13 protein-coding genes are annotated in these 16,978 nt (G+C 68.4%); 5 read left to right on the top strand and 8 right to left on the bottom strand.

The window, feature by feature from the left end; translation table 11 throughout:
- Positions 1-24: 24 nt before the first annotated feature.
- Entirely contained in the window at positions 25-1,311 is a 1,287-nt protein-coding gene (locus tag EV651_RS23065; RefSeq protein WP_133787302.1) for a winged helix-turn-helix domain-containing protein, read from the top strand.
- Here the strand turns inward: EV651_RS23065 and EV651_RS23060 are convergent, their stop codons facing one another.
- The 5 genes from EV651_RS23060 to EV651_RS23040 are packed head-to-tail and all read right to left on the bottom strand — an operon-like array spanning position 1,312 to position 9,000.
- Positions 1,312-2,523: an adenylate/guanylate cyclase domain-containing protein gene (locus EV651_RS23060; protein WP_166658716.1), complete on the bottom strand. Its 1,212-nt coding sequence runs from the start codon at positions 2,521-2,523 to the stop codon at positions 1,312-1,314. It lies immediately after the preceding gene.
- Between the two features lie 57 nt (positions 2,524-2,580).
- Complete coding sequence (locus tag EV651_RS23055) at positions 2,581-3,825, bottom strand: MFS transporter (RefSeq protein ID WP_133787300.1); 1,245 nt, start codon at positions 3,823-3,825, stop codon at positions 2,581-2,583.
- Positions 3,822-5,201, bottom strand: coding sequence for a GH1 family beta-glucosidase (locus tag EV651_RS23050; protein ID WP_133787299.1), 1,380 nt, complete (start codon positions 5,199-5,201; stop codon positions 3,822-3,824). Before EV651_RS23050 ends, EV651_RS23055 begins: the two co-directional genes overlap by 4 nt.
- Entirely contained in the window at positions 5,191-5,808 is a 618-nt protein-coding gene (locus tag EV651_RS23045; protein WP_133787298.1) for a YbjQ family protein, read from the bottom strand. The genes EV651_RS23050 and EV651_RS23045 overlap by 11 nt, the downstream gene beginning before the upstream one ends.
- 27 nt (positions 5,809-5,835) lie before the next feature.
- Complete coding sequence (locus EV651_RS23040; protein WP_133787297.1) at positions 5,836-9,000, bottom strand: penicillin acylase family protein; 3,165 nt, start codon at positions 8,998-9,000, stop codon at positions 5,836-5,838.
- A gap of 118 nt (positions 9,001-9,118) precedes the next feature.
- Between EV651_RS23040 and EV651_RS23035 the strand changes: the two genes are divergently transcribed.
- The gene (locus EV651_RS23035) at positions 9,119-10,207 is read left to right on the top strand and encodes an aminotransferase class V-fold PLP-dependent enzyme (protein WP_133787296.1); all 1,089 of its coding nucleotides are present in this window, start codon (positions 9,119-9,121) and stop codon (positions 10,205-10,207) included.
- A gap of 67 nt (positions 10,208-10,274) precedes the next feature.
- On the opposite strand, the gene EV651_RS23030 is transcribed toward EV651_RS23035, so the two are convergent.
- Positions 10,275-12,617 (bottom strand): DEAD/DEAH box helicase, encoded by a 2,343-nt coding sequence (locus EV651_RS23030; RefSeq protein ID WP_238157134.1) that lies wholly within the window; start codon positions 12,615-12,617, stop codon positions 10,275-10,277.
- Positions 12,618-12,991: 374 nt separating this feature from the next.
- Between EV651_RS23030 and soxR the strand changes: the two genes are divergently transcribed.
- Complete coding sequence (soxR, locus tag EV651_RS23025; RefSeq protein WP_133787295.1) at positions 12,992-13,468, top strand: redox-sensitive transcriptional activator SoxR; 477 nt, start codon at positions 12,992-12,994, stop codon at positions 13,466-13,468.
- Positions 13,469-13,498: 30 nt separating this feature from the next.
- Here the strand turns inward: soxR and EV651_RS23020 are convergent, their stop codons facing one another.
- Positions 13,499-14,083 carry a TetR/AcrR family transcriptional regulator gene (locus tag EV651_RS23020; RefSeq protein ID WP_133787294.1) on the bottom strand — a complete coding sequence of 195 codons (585 nt, stop codon included), beginning with the start codon at positions 14,081-14,083 and terminating at the stop codon, positions 13,499-13,501.
- Between the two features lie 54 nt (positions 14,084-14,137).
- On the opposite strand from EV651_RS23020, the gene EV651_RS23015 reads away from it, so the two are divergent.
- The gene (locus EV651_RS23015) at positions 14,138-15,028 is read left to right on the top strand and encodes an alpha/beta fold hydrolase (RefSeq protein WP_133787293.1); all 891 of its coding nucleotides are present in this window, start codon (positions 14,138-14,140) and stop codon (positions 15,026-15,028) included.
- Between the two features lie 171 nt (positions 15,029-15,199).
- On the top strand, positions 15,200-15,883 hold the full coding sequence (snpA, locus tag EV651_RS23010; protein WP_133787292.1) for a snapalysin: 684 nt from the start codon (positions 15,200-15,202) through the stop codon (positions 15,881-15,883).
- 55 nt (positions 15,884-15,938) lie between these two features.
- On the opposite strand, the gene EV651_RS23005 is transcribed toward snpA, so the two are convergent.
- Positions 15,939-16,964 (bottom strand): LacI family DNA-binding transcriptional regulator, encoded by a 1,026-nt coding sequence (locus EV651_RS23005; protein WP_133787291.1) that lies wholly within the window; start codon positions 16,962-16,964, stop codon positions 15,939-15,941.
- Between the last annotated feature and the right edge of the window lie 14 nt (positions 16,965-16,978).

The raw sequence follows: 16,978 nt of genomic DNA, 5'->3' as shown, positions 1-16,978 counted from the left end.
ACCGGTCCGCTATATGTTCGAAGCATGGCTGCCGTTGGTGATGAGGTTTCGGGGGCTGAGGCGCGGCGGATTGCGTTGGGGGCGCAGGGGTTCGGGGAGCTGCGCGGGCGCGGGGATGTGCGGCGCGTGCGGAAGGCTGTCCAGCGGGCAGGTGTGCTGCAACTCGACTCGGTGAACGTGTTGTGCCGGTCGCATTATCTGCCGGTGTTCTCACGGGTGGGGAAGTACTCGCGAGCGGGTCTGGACAAGATGAGTTGGGGCGCGGACCGGGAGTTGTTCGAGTACTTCTGGGCCCACAAGGCTGCACTGCTCCCGTTGACGACGTACCCCTTGATGCGGTGGCGGATGCGGGCGGCCGAGCGGCAGGTGTGGGACGAGGAGCTGAGCCCGGACGTGACCGCGCCGTGGTCGGTCGTCGCGGGAATGCGCCGGCTGACGGCGGAGCGACCCGGGTACGTCGACCAGGTCCTGCGGCTCGTGACGGAGCAGGGGCCGCTGACCGCGGGCGAGGCGAGCCCGGACGGCGTACGGCGGAAGCGCTCCGAGCCGCATCCGGATCCGACGACCGGCACGATGTGGAACTGGCAGGACGCGAAGATCGCGATCGAGTACCTGTTCTGCGCGGGCGTGGTGACGATCGCGGGCCGGCGGCACTTCGAGCGGATCTACGACCTGACCGAGCGCGTGCTGCCTGCCGACGTACTCAACGCTCCGGAGCCGACCGCCGACGAGGCCCGTCGTGAGCTGGTCGGGATCGCGGCCCGTGGTCTGGGGATCGCGACGCTGAAGGAGCTGTGTGGCGTCAGCGGCCGGGGGCACTTTCCGTTGCCCACAGCAAATGGTCGCGAGGTGGTCGGCGAGCTGGTCGAGGCCGGCGAGCTGATCCCGGTTCGTGTCGAGGGCGTGAAGCAGCAGGCGTACCGCTGGCACGAGGCGAAGGACCGCCCGATCGACGCGCAGGCGCTGCTCTCGCCGTTCGACCCGCTGATCTGGAACCGCGACCGCACCCATCACCTGTTCGACTTCTTCTACCGGATCAGCATCTACACCCCCGCCCCACAACGCATCCATGGCTACTACGTCCTGCCGTTCCTCCTGGGGGATCAACTCGTAGCCCTGGTAGACCTCAAAGCCGACCGCCAGACATCAACGCTCGTCATCCCCACCCTCACCCCCGAACCAGCCGCCCCCGACTTCGTCGAGCAGTTGGCCGCGGAGGTCCACCTGATGGCGGACTGGCTGGACCTCGAGCACATCGCCGTACCCGCCAATGGTGCTACCGCCCGCGCTTTGAGTGAGGCCCTCGGCTGATCACGCCCGCGGTCCCAGTAGGAGCCAGGCGGGCGTCGGACCCTTGCCCTTCAGATCGATCAGGCCGCGCTGTTCGAAGCTGTACCGATCAGACAGGCGGTCGTAGACCCGTGACGAGACCTGGATCGAGCCGGGCACACCATGACTCTCCAGCCGGCTCGCCGTGTTGACCGTATCGCCCCACAGGTCGTAGCTGAACTTGCGCTGCCCGATGACGCCGGCCACGACCGGACCGGTGTCCATGCCGATCCGCAACCTCACGGTGTTGAGGTCTGTCAACCCCTGGCACACCTGCAGCATCGCAAGGGCCATCTCGGCGACAGCCTCGCAGTGATCGTCCCGCGGCGTCGGAACGCCGCCCGCCACCATGTAGGCGTCGCCGATGGTCTTGATCTTCTCCAGGCGGTAGTCATCGGCGAGCCGATCGAAAGCGGTGAAGACCTCGTCGAGCAACCTGACCACGTCCTCCGGCGGCAACCCGACCGCAAGCGGCGTGAAGTCCACAATGTCGGCGAAGAGCACGGTTGCCTCGGGGAAGCGGTCGGCGATGACCCCCTCACGCTGCTTGAGACGGGCCGCGACCGCGGCCGGCAGGACGTTCAGGAGCAGGCGTTCCGACCGCTGATGCTCCCGATCGCGCTCGCGAACGAAGTACTGCAGGAGCAGGTAGGCGACCAGCGACGGCCCCGTCAGGTTCCCGACGAAGAACGCGGTCTGCACGGCATCCGGAATCGCAGCCGGTTCGAGGATGGGCTCGATTGCGGCAGAGATGGCCAAGAGGGCAAGGTATCCGGCGAACCAGACCACTGCCCCGCGCGCCCCCACGAACAAGACCGCGCCGAGTGCCGGCCAGAGACCCCAGAGCGACACGGCGCTCGACGCGACGAAGCCGCCGAGCGACCACTGGAGGGCGAAGGGGAGCAGGAGCATCAGCGTCAGCTGGAACGTCCGGAACGGGACGTATCGCCGCGTCCGGGCGAACCAGACCAGCGAAGGGATCGTGACGACCAGGTAGCCCAACGGGATCGACATCGGGATCGGCAGGCCGAGGGCGAGGTAGGTGACCACCCAGAGTGGCGTGAGGACGCAGATCAGCGAGGTCGACAGCACGAGCGTCGACCGTCGGAGGCGCTCGTCCTCCGCATCGCCGTCGACGGCGCCGAACGCTGCAAGGCGCTGGATCAGCAGCGATCGCTCCCGGCGGTTCGTCATGGTCCGCTCACGCCTCATCGTGACAGGAGCGAGCGGCTGCAAGCCAGAGGCGGCCGCCTAGCTGACCGAACGGATTCGGGTGACCAGTACGCCGGCAAGGAGCGTTACCGCGGATGCCAGGAGGTAGAGGACCGGGTAGCCGCCCAGGTGTTTGACGATGGGGGCGGCGATGGCTGGGGCCAGGACCTGCGGGAGGGAGTTGGCGATGTTGATGACGCCAAGGTCCTTGCCGCGGCTGCGGGCGCTGGGGAGGACCTGGGTGAGCAGGGCGAAGTCGACGGACAGGTAGACGCCGAAGCCGGCGCCGAGGACGGTCGCCCCGAGGATCGCGCCCGGCCAGGTCGGCCAGACCGCGAGTACGACGCCGGCCGCCGCCATCACCCACCCGGACGCGGTGACGAACACTTTGCGCCGCGCGGACCGGTCCGACCAACGGCCGAAGCTGATCGCGGTCACCAGCACGCACACGCTGTAGATCGCCGTCAGGATCAGTACGCCGGTGTCCGGGTCAGCGACACCGACCTCGTCCTGCAGGTAGTAGAAGAGGTACAACGTCCCCAACGCATTACCCACGTTGAACAGGAACCGTGTCAGCCACGCCCACCCGAAGTCCGGGTAGCGCCGCGGGCTGATCCAGAAGCTCTTCACGAATTCGCCGAACACGAACGCCGGTCGCTCCGTCAAGGTCGCATCCCCGCTCCGAAGCAGGTACGGCACGACCGACAACAACAAGAAGACGGCGCAGGCGACGTACCCGAGGGTGAAGCGGTTGAACGCCGCGGCCAACGCTGTCCCGACCAGTGCGCCGAGGACTTGAGAGATAGCGACCCATCCGCCGACGGCGCCGCGCTGCGTGACCGGGACGCGGTCGGGTACGACGGCGGTCGCCGCGGCGAGCAATGCGTTGCCGAACAGCTGCATCAGGCACCAGCCGATCAGCATCAACGCGATCACGTGCGCGCCCGACAAGATGCCGAGCCCGATCGCGCCACCGATCGCACCGGCGACCACCCACGGGACCCGGCGTCCGTAGCGGGACGTGGTCCGGTCGGACATCGCACCGAAAGCAGGGTTCGCAACCACCGAAACCGCCGCGCCGACGCCGGTCACCAAACCGAAAACGTATTCCTTGTTGCCTGGAGCAACTGCCTCGGACTGCTTCGCGAGCAGCACCTGAATCGGTCCGAGCCAGGCCGCGAACACCCCGACGTTCGCCAGTACGACGGCAGCGGTCCAGCCGCCGCGCACCCGGACAGTCGGTTCCGCCAGCGCGGACGGCACCACGCCCGGCTCGGGAATCATCGCCGACCCGGAACCGATCGACTCTGGGCAATCAGGTCACGGAACCAGTGGTACGACGCTTTCGGCGTCCGCTCCAGCGTCTCGAAGTCGAGGTGCACGAGCCCGAACCGCTGCGAGTACCCGGCCGCCCATTCGAAGTTGTCCATCAGCGACCACTGGAAGTACCCGCGGACGTCGATCCCGTCGTCCATCGCGGCCTTCAACGACCGCAGATACCCGTCCAGGTAGTCGATCCGCCGCTGGTCCGACACCACCCCGTCGACGGGCTCGTCGTTGATCGCGCACCCGTTCTCGGTGATGTAGATCGGCGGCAGCCTGTCGCCGTACCGCGCCTTGAAGATCCGCAGGATCTCGCCGAACGCGTCCGGCACGATCGGCCAGCCGAAGTCCGTGGTCGGGTACCCGGGCAATGTCCGCGGCTCGAACGGCAGGCCGGGCGGCAGCAGCACACCGTCGGTGGCCGCGGTGTCGGCCTGCCCGGTGGCGACACCGACGGAGACCGGCGCGTAGTGGTTGATGCCGAAGAAGTCGAGCGGCGTCGAGATGACCGCGAGGTCGTCGGCGACCGGGCCGGGCATCGCGTCGCCCATGCCGGCCGGGTACTCCCCGAGCAGGATCGGGTCGGCGAACAACCAGTTGATCAGGTTGTCGTACAGCGCGGCCGCCTCCTTGTCCTCCGCGCTGTCGCTCGCCGGCCAGGTCGGTGCGTGGTTGGACGCGATGCCGATGCTCGGGGCGCCGGCCGCTCGCAGCGCCTGTACCGCGCGGCCGTGGGCGAGCAGCTGATGGTGCGCGACCGGGAGCGCGTCGAACAGCAGCTCCTTGCCGGGAGCATGCGCACCGAGGGAGTAGCCCATCAGTGTCAGCACCATCGGCTCGTTGATGGTGATCCACATCGGCACCCGGTCCGCGAAGTGCGCGGCCAGAATTCCGGCGTATTCCGCGAACCGGTCGGTGATGTCGCGGGACAGCCAGCCGCCCGCGTCCTCGAGCGGCTGCGGGGTGTCCCAGTGGTACAGCGTCGGCGCCGGCTGGATCCCGGCGCCGAGCAGCGTGTCGATCAGCCGGTCGTAGAAGTCCAGGCCGGCCGCGTTCCCCGGCCCGCTTCCCGACGGCTGGATCCGAGGCCAGGAGAACGAGAACCGGTAGGTGTCCACCCCCAGCTCACGCATCAGCGCGACGTCCTCGGCGTACCGGTGATAGTGGTCGCACGCCACCGCCCCGGTGTCGCCGTTGAGAATCCGGCCGGGCTCGGCGCAGAACGTGTCCCAGGTCGAGGGACCGCGGCCGTCCTCGGCCACGGCACCCTCGATCTGGTACGCCGACGTCGAGACGCCCCACCGGAAACCGGGCGGAAATCGAAGGTCAGCTGTCATTGGCATCGTCCTCGTCGGGAGTCGTGTCGGTCGGCCGCGGCGGCTCGATCTTCCGCACGACCACCGCCGTACCGTAGGCGGCCACCTCGCTCATGGTCTGCGCGATCTCGTTGCAGTCGAACCGCATCGCGAGGATCGCGTTGGCGCCCATCTGCTGCGCCATCTGGCACATCCGCATCACGGCGACGTGCCGCGACTCGGCCAGCATCTGGGTGTACTCCGGCACCTCGCCACCGCCCAGCGACCGGAAGCTCGCGGTGAAGTTCGACCCGATGTTGCGGCTCCGCACGGTCAGCCCGAAGACCTCGCCGAACACGTTTTCCGCGGTGTACCCGGGCAGGTCGTTCATGGTCGAGACCAGCACCGGGTACGGCGATCCCTGCGGGGCGACATGCGGCACGTTCGAGGGAGCCGGCTGATAGCCGCCCTGCTGGCCGTAGCCCTGCTGCGGCTGACCCTGCTGAGGAGGCGGACCCTGCTGGTACCCCTGCTGATACCCCTGCGACGGCCCCGGCTGATACCCGGGCCCTTGCTGATAACCGGGCCCCGGCTGGTAACCGGGCTGCTGCGGCGGATACGGCGGGTTCGGGGGAAAGTTCTGGTTCATGGCCTAATCCTGACAGGCCCCGGGGTATCACCATCTGAAGACTTGCAGCTCATACAGTGAATACCCGTACGCCGTCGCCCGCTGGGTTCCCGTCACCCGCACATACCGGGCCGGTACGGCGCCGAACCGCACCACATCCACCCCACCGTCACCGGCCGTCGTCGCGTACACCTGCTGCCAGGTGGACCCGTCCCGTGACACCTCCACGCGGTAGCCCTTCGCGTACGCCGCCTCCCACCGCAGCACCACCCGGCTGACGGTCTGCTCGTTGCCGAGGTCAACCTTCAGCCACTGCGGATCGGACCAGTCACTCGCCCACCGGGTGTCCAGTTTCCCGTCGACCGCCTGGGCCGGCGGGGAGTTGTACCAGCCCTTCTCGTAGCTGCTCGCGGTCGCCGTCTTCCCGACCGCCAGGTTGCTGACGTCGTCGCCGCGCTTCGCCGGGAACTCGACCACCTGCTGGTACGTCGGCCGGTTCACCCACGCGATCCGGTCCTGGGTGATGCCGCCCATCAGGTTGTGCGCGATCTGGTCGGCGCAGAACTGATCACCCGCCGCACAGTCCGCGGTTGCCGGGTACGTCGTCGTTGCCGGCACCTTGGTTGCCGCCAGCAAGGTCTCGGTGAGGACCGACCGACACGCGGCCAGCGCCCCGCCACCGCAGTACGTCACCGGCTGGGCCGCCTGCACCGGGTCGCCGAGCACCTTCCGCAGATCCCGCTGGACGAAGCCCCACCAGCCGCTCTGGAACGCGGATCCCTGCGCGCTCGGGCGCTCGTCGATCTTCAGGTTCGCGACCAGGGCGCCGTACAGGTCGGGGCCGAGATCCTTGAACTCGGCCGGGACGAGCAGCGGCCACCAGGCGTCGAGGATCCGGATCGCGTCCGCGTTGTCATACGTCTTCGAGGACGCGTTCGGGGTCTTCCGGTGTGCGCCGGCCTGTTCCCAGGCGGTCAGCTTCGTGACCGCGTCGGCGACGGCCGGATCGCTGATCGGCGCGGACTCGAGGACTCTCAAGAGATAGGGCAGGACCTGGTCGCCGCGGAGGTCGACCGTGGCCGCGTCCTCCATCGCCTCGACCAGCTTCCCGCGGGTGAACTTCTGGCCGTTGCCGATGACCGCCTTGATCCGGTCGTCGAGCGGCTGACTCCGGTAGACCGCGTTGTAGCCCCACTGCCCGTCCGAAGCGGAGAACCCGGGCGCCTGCTTGTTGTTCCAGCTGGTCAGGTAGTCCTGGTTCACCACCTGCGGATGCTGGGCCTGCGGTGTATAGGTCGCGCGGTTCGTGGCCGGGTTCCAGCCTTGCCACTCGTACGAGCTCCAGCTCGGCAGGTTCGGGTCGGCGCCGTCCGCGCGGACCGGGTTGTCGCCGGAGTTGAAGTACGCGATCGAGTTCTTGTCGGTGTAGAACCAGTTGAACGTGTAGCCGATGTTCGCCGCGGCCTTCTGGAAGTCGGCGGCCGAGTGGATCTTGTCGGGGTCGTTGAACTGCATGAACCCGAGCGCCGACCCCGCCTCGTTGCCGTACGTCGACCGGTTCTTCGTGAACAGCACCGGCTTTCCGCCGACCGTTCCGCGGTGCGTGACGATTCCGTACTTGGTGCGCAGGGCAACCAACGTGTACGACCCGGCGGGCTCCGACGAACCGAGGCTGGAGTACCACGCATTGTGTCGCTCGAGCCGCTCGATCGGCACGCACTGGCCACGGAAAACGTAGTACTGCGAGGTCTTGGTCGGCGTCCCGCCGTTCGGCTCACACAGCGGTACGGCGAACGTGTCGGTGATGTCCTGCCCCGCGGACGTGGCGCTCCACGAGTAGTCGGCGCCGCGACCGATCAGCGTGTAGAAGTTCAGGCCGGCGAACGCGATCCCGCGTGAGCTGACTCCGGGCCCCTGCAGTTCCTGGCGGAGCAGCAGCTGCGGGGCGAAGTACCCGGTCTGCGGGCCGTAGACGGCGATCGGGTTGCCGGACTGCGTGTGCGCGCCGGAAACCAGCAAGGCATTCGACATGCCCTTCTTTCCGAAACCTTCCGGAAAGAGTCCGCCATCGAAGATTCCGCGCAGACTTTCCGCGCCCTTCGGCGCCGGCTTCGCGGTCGCCGTCTTGTTGACCGTCTGGTCGACCACCTCAGGCTCCGGGGTGACCGAGCCGCGGTCCGGCAGCGCGCGGCCGGCCGGGTTCGGGCCGGTGGTGCCGTACGGGAAGGTCGTGCCGTTGTGCACCGTCGTACTGGCTTCCGGGTCGTTCTGGGAACGGAACGACTCCCACACCTTGGTGCCCTGGGCAACGCCGTACTTCGCCTGCGCCTCGAGGAGCGCGAGCGCGGACGTGACCTCGGCGCCGCCGCCGGTGCCGAAGATGCCCGCGACCACGGCCGCGGTGGCGACCACGTCGGTCACCTTCCAGTGCGGCGTCGGCCAATCGAGACCGAGGGCGACGTACTCACCCGGGTACGCGATGCCGACCGTGTCGATGTAGTGGTTCACACCGTCGACCCAGGCCTGGATGTCCTGCTGCATCTTCACGCCGTCGGCGCCGTACAACTCGTCCGCGTCGTCGAACTGCCGCTGCAGATCGGCCTCCGTGTACGGCGCGGTCCGCCAGAACTCCTGCTCGAACTCGCGGTTCGCCGCCGCCCCACCCGCGAACGGGGTCAGCTGGCCGCGCCCGAGATGCCGGAACACGTCCATCACGAACAGCCGGTCCTGCGCGCCGGCGTACCCGGCACCGAACATCGTGCCAAGCCGGGTGGTGCCGGTGATGTGCGGGATGCCGCGCGATTTGTCCCGGACGATCGTGACATCACTGCGCGGTTTGACGGTGCTTGCCACGTCATCCGGTTTCACGCCGAACGACGAGTCGTCGTAGTACGACGCGAGGCCGTCGTCGGTGATGCCCTGTGAGTTCCAGACCAGGTCCTGGTACGGCTTCAGCGTGTCGCTGAAGTGCGCCGGCCGGACCCCTAACGCCTTGAAAGCAAGGAGATCCGTGAACGTGGCGTTACCGTTCTGGCCCGGCGGCAGGATGTCGCGACATTGCTCGAGGCAATAGTCACCGGGGCTCGCGGCAACAGCTTGCGACACCACTCGCGGTGCCGCTTGGGTCGGCGCGGGCAGGGCTGCGAGGGCGGCGGTGACGGCTGCCACGGCGAGCGTCGTACGAAGGCGGGTTCGGGGTGCGGGGCGGGGCACGGTTCCCTCCTCAGGTCGGTAAAAGTGAGAATGACTCACGAGTAGCTTTGGGTCAAGATCTCGACTGCTCTCAGGCTCTCGCCAATTGCAGTCCGTCACCACTACGCTCAGCAACACCATGAGCATTCACGATCGTTATCGGTTGAGTGTGGTGATCAACGCCAAGGGGACGTACACCCCGCTGGGGGTGTCGAGGAGCTCCGACGGCGTGGCGGCGGCCGTCGCACAGGCACTGCCCGAGTTCTTCGTGATGGACGAGCTCGGCGACCGCGCCAGCGAAGCCATCGCGCAAGTGACCGGCGCCCAGGCGGGCGCCGTCGTGCACTGCACCGCGGCCGGCATCACGCTCGCGGTCGCGGCCACGATGACCGGCGGCGACCCCCGGCGTACGGCGGCGTTGCCGGACACAACGGACATGCACAACCGCGTCGTCCTGCCGGCCTGCCACGTGATCGACTACGGGCATTCCAACCTGCAGGCCGTCCGGCTGGCCGGCGCGCACGTGGACCTGGCCGGCGACGAGGACGGCTGCTCGATCGCCGACCTGGAGGCCGAACTCGACGGGCCCGACATCGCCTGCCTGATGCTGGTGTCGTCGCGGTTGACGACGGGTGCGCCGATAGATCTCGTAGCCGCGATCCGGGCCGCGCACCGTCGCGGCGTACCGGCGATCATCGACGGCGCGGCGCAGTTCCCGCGGATCGCGGACCTGCTCGCGACCGGCGCGGATCTGGTGCTGGTGAGCGGGCAGAAGTACCTCGGCTCGCCGACCGCCGGGATGGCGGCCGGGAGCTGGTCGCTGGTGCAGGCGCTGCGGGCGCAGGAGAAGGGCATCGGGCGAGTGATGAAGCCGACGAAGGAAGCGATCGTCGGCGTCCTCGCGGCACTCGAGGAGTGGCAGGCGTTCGACCGGATGAAGTGGGAGGCCGACGAGCTCGCCAAGGTGGATGCGTTCGTCGCCGCGGTCGCGCGGATCCCCGGCGTCACGGCCGAGGTGGTCCCGGACCCGACCGGCCTGCAGGTGTCGCGGGTCCTGCTGAAGGTCTCCGACGCCAAGCGCGTCGCCACCGAGCTCGAGGCCGGCACACCACCCATCTACGTGATGACCGACCGGATGGCCGACAACGAGCTGATGCTGGAGCTCATCCCCCTCGACCCCGAAGAGATCGCAACCATCCTGGCCCGACTCTGGGCCGTCCTCACCTGAGGCACCGCACACAAAACGGTGGGCTGACACAGGTTATTTCCTGTGCCAGCCCACCGTTTGTTGTGTATCAGTGCTGGTAGGACTTTCCGTCGGTACGACGGCCGCCGCTGCCACTGCGACGCGGGCCGTTGCCGCCCCGGCTGTCGTGGCCGCGACCCGGACGGGTGCTGCCGTAGCGCTTGCCACCGCCCTTGTTGAAGCGCTGCGGCTTCGGGGCCGGAAGCTTCACCGGGTAGCCGGACGGCTTGGTGCCGCCGGTCAGCTCGGTGACGAGCTCGTCGCCCGGACGGGCCCGGACCGGCTCGGCCTTGACGCCGGCGGACTCGGCCATCCGGATCATCCCGCGGCGCTGGTGCGGCAGCAGCAGGGTGACGACGGCGCCCTTGCCACCGGCACGCGCCGTACGGCCGGCGCGGTGCAGGTAGTCCTTGTGCTCGGCCGGCGGGTCAGCCTGGACGACCAGGCCGACGTCGTCGACGTGGATGCCGCGAGCCGCGACATCCGTTGCCACGAGCACCGGAACCGAACCGTCCTTGAACTGGTCCAGCGTCCGGTTCCGCATGCCCTGGGTGAGGCCGCCGTGCAGCGCCGCTGCCATCACGCCACGGTCGCGCAGCTGTGTCGCGATCCGGTCGGCGCCCAGCTTGGTGCGGACGAACACGATGGTCCGGCCGTCCCGGCTGGCGAGTTCGGCGGTCAGGGACTGCTTGTGCGCCGGCTCGATGACCAGCAGGTGGTGCTCCATCGTGCTGACCGACGCCTGGCCGGACTCGGTCGAGTGCTGCACCGGGTCCTTCAGGTAGGTCTTCACGATCTTGTCGACGTCGTTGTCCAGCGTCGCCGAGAACAGCAGGCGCTGGCCTTCCGGCGGTGTCATGTCGAGCAGCGTGGTGACGGCCGGCATGAAGCCCATGTCACACATGTGGTCGGCCTCGTCCAGGACCGCGACCTCCACGGCGCCGAGGTCGGCCGCGCCCTGCTCGCACAGGTCGATCAGGCGGCCCGGGGTGGCGATCAGCAGGTCGACGCCGCGACGGAGCGCGTCGATCTGCTTCGGGTACGGCAGACCGCCGGCGATCAGCTTCAGCGACACGTTCATCACGTGCGCGAGCGGCTCGAGGGCGTCGTGCACCTGCATCGCGAGCTCACGGGTCGGCACCAGGATCATGCCGCGCGGGCGGCGCGACTCGGTGTGGCCGCCGGACAGCCGCATCAGCGTCGGAAGACCGAAGCCGAGCGTCTTGCCGGAGCCGGTCTGACCGCGGCCGAGCACGTCCTTGCCGGCCAGCGCGTCCGGGATGGTCGCGGCCTGGATCGGGAACGGCGCGGTGATCCCGTCCCGGGCCAGCCGCTGCACGAGCCGCGGCGCGAGGCCGAGAGCCGCAAACTGGTTGTCGTCAGCAACAGTACCGAGATCCACCGGCTGTTCCGCCCGCTCACTCCGCCGGTCGTCCCGGTTCTCCACTCGCTGGTCCCTCCGATAGCTCTTGTCGTCCTGGTCGAACCGCGGACGGTCATTGGTGTACTGCGGACGCTCGTCCCGGTTGAACCGCGGACGCTCGTCCCGGTTGTACTGCGGCCGCTCGTCCCGGTTGTACTGCGGCCGGTCGTCCCGGCTGTACTGCGGACGCTCGTCGCGATTGAACCGCGGCCGATCGGTCCGCTCGCCCTGCGAACGGTCGTCGCGCCGGTACGACGAACGGTCGTCGCGGCTGTACGCCGGACGCTCGTCGCGACTGCCTTGGGAGCGGTCGTCACGGTTGAACCGCGGACGCTCGTCGCGGTTGCCCTGCGGACGGTCATCCCGGTTGAACCGCGACCGGTCGTCACGGTTGTAGGAGGAACGGTCGTCACGGTTGAACGACGGACGCTCGTCACGGTTGAAGCGCGGACGCTCGTCGCGGTTTCCCTGCGAACGGTCATCCCGGTTGAACCGCGACCGGTCGTCACGGTTGTACGACGGGCGCTCGTCGCGGTTGCCCTGCGGACGGTCGTCCCGGTTGAACCGCGAGCGGTCGTCCCGGTTGTAGGACGGACGCTCGTCGCGGTTGTACGACGGGCGGTCGCCCCGGTTGTTCGACGAACGGTCGTCGCGGTTGTACTGCGGACGCTCGTCGCGGCGGAAGGCCGGGCGGTCGTCGCGGTTGGTGCGCGCGGCGGAGCGGTCGTCGCGGTTGTACGACCGGTCGTTCCGCTCGTCGCGGTTACGGTCGGTCGAGCGCTGCCCGCGATCGTTGCGGGGCTGCTCGGAGCGGTACCCCTTCACCGGCGCGCTGTCCGTGCGTGGTGCGACATAGGTCGGGTCCGCCGCGAGGCGTTCGCCGTACGACTGGTTCTGGTGTTTCTTGTGCCGTGGCTTCTTGATCCGCCCGTCGGCGGACTCGGGGTCGTGGGGGTGGTGCTGGGTCACGCAAACTCTCTCTCGGATTCACGGACGAATTGCCGGATCGCAGCCGCACGAGAGCGCCGGTCACGAACATGACCGGACAACAACGTGCTCAGCAGGAGACGGGCATCGACCTGCGGGTGCTATCGCGTTGCACCCATGTCGCCGGACTTTCAGCGGATGCCGAAACCGACGGGTCGGAGCGCCTGGAACATCTCTGGTGACGCGACGCGCGCACCGACACCCCAAAAGTATAACCGATCGTGACCGTTCCCCCGACCATGCACCCGACCATGCACCCAGCCATGCACCCGACCGCCAGACCACCCACCCGACTGGTCTTTCCCCGTACTTCAAGCGTGGTTGAATTTTTGGGGCGGGGTTCTAGGGTGGCGGGTATGGGTGAGGAGAACGTCCCCAGCAAGGAGCACTGGCTCTCGATCGGGGAGATCGCGCATCGGTCCGGGGTGGCGGCATCGGCGTTGCGCTTCTACGAGGACCAGGGCCTGATCGCGTCCCGGCGTACGGCCGGCAACCAGCGGCAGTACCAGCGCAGCACGCTGCGACGGATCGCGTTCGTGCAGGCGGCGCAGCGGGTCGGCCTCGCGCTCGCGGAGATCAAGCAGGCACTGGACTCGCTTCCTGAGGACCGTACGCCGACACGCGCCGACTGGAGCAAGCTCTCGAAGACCTGGCGCAGCCGACTCGACGAACGCATCGAGGAGCTCGAACGCCTCCGCGACGACCTCGACTCCTGCATCGGCTGCGGGTGCCTCAGCCTCCAGCGCTGCAACCTCTACAACAAGGAAGACCGGCTCTCCACCCGAGGCCCCGGCGCCCGCCTCCTCAACGTCGGCATCCCCGGCGAGGCCTGACCACCCGGACTACTAGGGCCACTAGGGCTATTAGGACAGCAGGCCGCACTCCACCACTTCGACAAGCAGTTCGGCGGCCGCCACAGCGTCGTACTCCGAATCCTTCATCGACTCGGCCACGATCGCGTCGATGCCGCCACCAATCAGCAATGCCGCGGACCGCACGTCCACCTCCCCCGTCAGCCCACGGGCAGCGCGCGCCGCGGACACCAGCTCCGCCACCGCCGACCAGCGCTGCTTCGAGTCGGTCAGCGACGCACCGGAGGTGATCGCCTCGATCAGCATCCGCACGTGTCGCGGCCGCTCCCGAAGGTGCCCGACCATCGACCGGATGTACGCCGCCGGGCCCTCCGCGGGCCCCACCGCTTCAACGGCTGCGCCGACCGTCGCCACAAACGCGGACACGACATGCTCGTGCGCAGCCTCGACCAGCGCTTGCTTCGACGGGAAGTGATACAGCACTCCCGCCTTCGTGATTCCCGCGCTCTCCGCGATCCGCCCGAGCGATGCGGCGGCATAGCCACGCTCAGCGACCAACTCGATCGTGACGTCGACCAGCTGCGCCCGGCGGGCCTCCTCGGTGAACGTCAGGTTCCGGCCGCGCGCTGAAGGCATGCCTACAACCTACCGTATGGTTAGATCACCTACCAATCGGTTAGGAGAGGATTCATGTCAAGGAATCCAGTGGGCCACTGGAACAGCGCAGCCGGCTTCGAGGACTACCGCTCGAAGTACGACGCAGCGATGCGGGACCTGCCCGCCCCGACCGCGGTCCGCGACGTCCGCACGGACTACGGCGTCGTTCGCGTCTACCAGTACGCCGGCGCCAAGAGCAGGCTGCACCCGCTCGTTCTGTTGCCCGGTACGTCGTCCGGAACGCCGGTCTGGGCCGACAACCTGAAGTCGTTGCTCGCGATCACCGATGTCTATGCGATCGACCTGCTCGGCGAGCCCGGGATGAGCATCCAGACCAAGCCGATCACCTCCGACGAGGACAAGGCGGCCTGGCTCGACCAGACCCTCGCGGCCCTGCCCGAGCAGCGGTTCAACCTGCTCGGGCTGTCGATCGGTGGCTGGACCGCGATGAATCTCGCCGTACGTCGGCCGGACCGGATCGCCACCGTCACCACCCTGGACGCGCCCTTCGTGTACGACGGCCTGCCGCTGAAGACCGTGATTCGTTCCGTCGCGGCCACGGTCAAGTGGCTGCCGCGATCCTGCCGGGACAGCTTCAACTCGTACACCGCCGGCGGCGCGCCCGTGGAGCACGTACCGGTCGCCGACATGATCGAGGCCGGCATGAAGAACTACACGATCAAGCAGCCGTCACCGCACCGCATCACCGAGACCCAGCTGGCCGCACTACCGATGCCGGTCCTGGCGATCATCGCCGGCCGCTCGGTGATGCACGACCCGCCGATGGCCCGGAGTACGGCGGAACGCGCACTCCGGATCAAGACCGTCGTGCTGTATCCGGACGCGTCCCATGCGGTCAACGGCGAGTACCCCGACCGGATCGCGGATGATCTGCGGACGTTCCTCGCGGCGCACGACCGCTGAGCTCATAACCCCGCAGTTATGTGAGGCATAGAACGGGCCGTCGCATTCGCGGGTTAACCCGAGGGTTTTGCGGGAAGCGATGCGGAAAATCGGGAGTCTTGGGAGCATCCGATGGTGGCGATCGGTAATCCGCCCGTCGCTATCCGCCACCGATTCGGAGTGAGGCCCTCCATGTCGCATCGCCGTATCCTCTCCAGCCTCGCGGGGCTCGCCGCCGCCGCGCTGGCCGTACCCGCGCTGGCAGCGTCCCCCTCGACTGCCGCGCCCGCCGTTGACCCGCACGTCTCCACCGCCGCCACCCGCGCGGCGTACGTCGGCTCGCCGCAGGACGAAGCCGCCACGAAGGCGTTCTACGACGCCGTGATGAAGTCAGCCCGGGCCAAGCTGGCCCAACAGACCAAGGCCGGTCGGAAGGTCACGGCAGTCACCGTCACGTACGCCGTCGACGCGCCGACGTTCGCTTCCCAGATCTCGTCCAGCACGCAGATCTGGAACTCGTCGGTAAGCAACGTGAAGCTCGTCGAGGGCAGCAACTACGACTTCTACTACACCGAAGGCAACGACTCGCGTGGCTCGTACGCGTCGACCGACGGGCACGGGAGCGGCTACATCTTCATCGATTACGCCCAGTCGCAGCAGTACAACAAGACCCGGATCGTGGCCCACGAGACCGGCCACGTCCTCGGTCTGCCCGACCACTACTCCGGCCCCTGTTCCGAACTGATGTCCGGCGGCGGCCCGGGCCCGTCCTGCACGAACGCCTACCCGAACTCGACCGAACGCTCCAAGGTCAACCAACTCTGGGCCAACGGGTTCGGCGCAGTTCCCGGCGCAGCGTTCCACACCGCTCGCTGACCGACCTCCGGCTCGGCTCCTCCGGCAGGGGACGAGCCGAGCCGGAGCCCAACCCTCAGGTGTTCCTGACCGGGCCGGTCGAGCCGCGGACGACGAGTTCTGGTCGGAAGAGGAACTCGGTGCGGGGGGTGGTGTGGCCGCGTACCTCCTCGAGGAGGGACTGGACCGCGGCCAGGCCCATCGCCTGTACGGGCTGGCGGATCGTCGTCATCGGCGGGTCGGTGAACTCCATCATCGGCGCGTCGTCGTACCCGACCACCGAGAAGTCACCGGGAACCGAAAGGCCACGCTGACGGGCGGCGCGGATGACGCCGAGCGCCATCATGTCGGAGCCGCAGACGACCGCGGTGACCTCGGCGTCCAGCAACTGCCGGCCGGCCGCCTCGCCGCCCTCGACACCGAACATGCTCAAGGCAACCATCGGGTCCAGGTCCTCGTCGGACAGGCCGAGTTGCGCCTTCATCGAGATCCGGTACCCGGCCAGCTTCCGCTGGACGACGATGAACCGCTCCGGCCCGGAGGCGAAACCGATCCGGCGGTGCCCGAGAGCGACCAGGTGGGTGACCGCCTGCTCCATCGCGGCGTACTCGTCCGACGACACGAACGGCGCCTCGACCGACGGCAGCCAGCCGTTCACGAACACCACCGGCAGCCGACGCTCGACCAGGGCCTGGTAGCGCTCGTGGTCCGCGCCGGTGTCCGCGTGCAGACCGGAGACGAAGATGATCCCGGAGACGCCGCGCTCGAGCAGCATCTCGACGTACTCCTCCTCGGTCGCGCCCGACGGCGACTGCGTACACAGCACCGGGGTGAATCCGCGCTGCGACAACGCCGACTCGATCACCTGCGCGAACGCCGGGAAGATCGGGTTGATCAGCTCCGGCATCACCAGCCCGATCAGTCCCGCGGACCGGCGCCGCAACCGCGACGGCCGCTCGAACCCCAGTACGTCGAGGGCGGTCAGCACCGACTGTTTCGTGTCCTCGGCGACCCCCGGCTTCCCGTTCAGCACCCGCGAGACCGTCGCCTCACTGACCCCCGCCTTGGCCGCGATGTCCGCCAGCCGTGCTCTGCTGCTCACGCCCGGCACTGTAC

It is taken from the genome of Kribbella sp. VKM Ac-2571, from assembly GCF_004362255.1.
Lineage (GTDB): Bacteria > Actinomycetota > Actinomycetes > Propionibacteriales > Kribbellaceae > Kribbella > Kribbella pratensis.
This window is presented reverse-complemented; position numbering and strand designations above follow the sequence as displayed.

Coding starts and splice junctions, on each gene's coding strand:
- EV651_RS23065 (WP_133787302.1), top strand. CDS start 25: ATGGCTGCCGTTGGTGATGAGGTTTCGGGGGCTGAGGCGCGGCGGATT.
- EV651_RS23060 (WP_166658716.1), bottom strand. CDS start 2,523: ATGACGAACCGCCGGGAGCGATCGCTGCTGATCCAGCGCCTTGCAGCG.
- EV651_RS23055 (WP_133787300.1), bottom strand. CDS start 3,825: ATGATTCCCGAGCCGGGCGTGGTGCCGTCCGCGCTGGCGGAACCGACT.
- EV651_RS23050 (WP_133787299.1), bottom strand. CDS start 5,201: ATGACAGCTGACCTTCGATTTCCGCCCGGTTTCCGGTGGGGCGTCTCG.
- EV651_RS23045 (WP_133787298.1), bottom strand. CDS start 5,808: ATGAACCAGAACTTTCCCCCGAACCCGCCGTATCCGCCGCAGCAGCCC.
- EV651_RS23035 (WP_133787296.1), top strand. CDS start 9,119: ATGAGCATTCACGATCGTTATCGGTTGAGTGTGGTGATCAACGCCAAG.
- soxR (WP_133787295.1), top strand. CDS start 12,992: ATGGGTGAGGAGAACGTCCCCAGCAAGGAGCACTGGCTCTCGATCGGG.
- EV651_RS23020 (WP_133787294.1), bottom strand. CDS start 14,083: ATGCCTTCAGCGCGCGGCCGGAACCTGACGTTCACCGAGGAGGCCCGC.
- EV651_RS23015 (WP_133787293.1), top strand. CDS start 14,138: ATGTCAAGGAATCCAGTGGGCCACTGGAACAGCGCAGCCGGCTTCGAG.
- snpA (WP_133787292.1), top strand. CDS start 15,200: ATGTCGCATCGCCGTATCCTCTCCAGCCTCGCGGGGCTCGCCGCCGCC.